The sequence below is a fragment of the Oceanicaulis sp. UBA6590 genome (assembly GCF_002433705.1).
GTDB lineage: Bacteria > Pseudomonadota > Alphaproteobacteria > Caulobacterales > Maricaulaceae > Oceanicaulis.
Map to the genome: position 1 here is coordinate 1 of NZ_DJIQ01000017.1, position 946 is coordinate 946.

Consider the following 946-nt stretch of genomic DNA (forward strand, 5'->3'; position numbering starts at 1 on the left):
CGCCCCAGGCCAAACGCCTCCGCTGTCAGCACCAGCCCGAAATCCCAGACTGCGCCCTCTTTCTCGAACCCGCCCCAGCCGACATAGCGATCGCCTGCATGGATCGCCCAATGCCCCAGCCCGTCCTCGAGCCAGCGCTGAGCCTTGGCGGCCTGAAACGCGACAGCGTCATCGACCGTCCAGCGACGGGTCAGGAGCGGCAGGTGAGCGGCCACCCGAGGGTCATTCATGTGCGTGACCAGCTGCTCTGGCGGGACCGCGCCGAGATCGCCGAAATACAGAGATGAGGCATCGCGTTCAATCATGGCCCCAAATTATAGGGCCAAGGCGCAATCACCCAATCACGAGCCGGTGACATGAAAAACCCCGGCGAGCCCTGCCCACCGGGGTTCCGCATGAGTGCAAAGAAGGTCGGACCTATTCCGCCGGCGTCGCGCCGGCCGTCAGGGACCGCTTCATCATCATGTTGTCGAAGTTCGACCAGACGCCGGCATCGCCATGCCAGTCGCCCTGGGTCGCGCCCTTGGAGTATTCTGTGGCGCGGGCTTCAAAGAAGTTGGCGTGCTCGACCCCGTTCAGGATCTCGGTCAGCCACGGGATCGGGTGCTCTTCCACGCCATAGATGGTCGGCAGCTTGAGCTGCTTCATGCGCCAGTCGGCGATGTAGCGGATGTAGTTCTTGATGTCCTCGGGGGTCATGCCCTCGACTTCGCCCGCCTCGAACGCCAGCTCGATGAACTTGTCCTCAAGGCTCACCACCGTCTTGCAGCAATCGGCGATATCGTCCTTCACCCCCTTGGTCAGCGCGCCGGTTTCCTCGGCGAAGGTGTGGAACAGCTTCATCATGCCTTCGCAGTGCAGCGACTCATCGCGCACCGACCAGGACACGATCTGGCCCATGCCCTTCATCTTGTTGAAGCGCGGGAAGTTCATCAGCATGGCGAAG

General features: G+C 62.6%; 1 protein-coding gene and 1 pseudogene. Both read right to left on the minus strand.

Annotation, left to right across the window (positions count from 1 at the left end; all coding sequences use genetic code 11):
* Positions 1–305, minus strand: a pseudogene (locus tag B2Z70_RS03550) (GNAT family N-acetyltransferase); the annotation flags it as partial.
* 112 nt (positions 306–417) lie between these two features.
* The coding region (locus tag B2Z70_RS03555; RefSeq protein WP_292981059.1) for a ribonucleotide-diphosphate reductase subunit beta at positions 418–946 on the minus strand (529 nt) is incomplete at its 5' end.